The sequence below is a fragment of the Tepidiforma sp. genome, from assembly GCF_026419595.1.
In the GTDB taxonomy this organism is placed as follows: Bacteria; Chloroflexota; Dehalococcoidia; order Tepidiformales; family Tepidiformaceae; genus Tepidiforma.
Genome location: NZ_JANZZD010000072.1, coordinates 573 through 1,026, shown reverse-complemented (window position 1 = coordinate 1,026; position 454 = coordinate 573). Strand labels below are relative to the sequence as shown.

Annotated in this window: 1 protein-coding gene; it reads left to right on the top strand. The window is 72.5% G+C overall.

Features of this window, described 5'->3' with window-relative positions; genetic code table 11:
* The coding region (locus N2041_RS14360) for a carboxyl transferase domain-containing protein (protein WP_297679264.1) at positions 1 to 454 on the top strand (454 nt) is incomplete at both ends.

Sequence of the window (454 nt, the reverse complement as noted above, 5' to 3'; positions counted from 1 at the left end):
CTGCGCGGTGCTTGCCTACGACGCTACGGTGCTGGCGGGCACGCAGGGCGCACGCAATCACCAGAAGGCAGACCGTCTGTTCGATCTGGCATTACGGGATCGGCTGCCCGTGGTGCTGTTTGCCGAAGGCGGAGGTGGGCGCCCCGGCGACGTCGACGTGCCCGTGGTGGCCGGATTGCATGTGCCGACCTTCGCCGCGCTGGCGCGCTTGTCCGGGCGCGTGCCGCTGGTGGCGGTGGTGGCCGGTCGATGCTTCGCGGGCAACGCGGCGCTGGCCGGCGTCTGCGACGTGCTGATCGCCACGCGCCAGGCCAATCTTGGCATGAGCGGCCCGGCGATGATCGAGGGCGGCGGACTTGGCAGCTACCGGCCGGAAGAGATCGGCCCCGCGCCGCAACTGGCCCGGGCCGGCGCCGTCGATCTGCTGGTGGACGACGAGGCCGCGGCGGTGGCG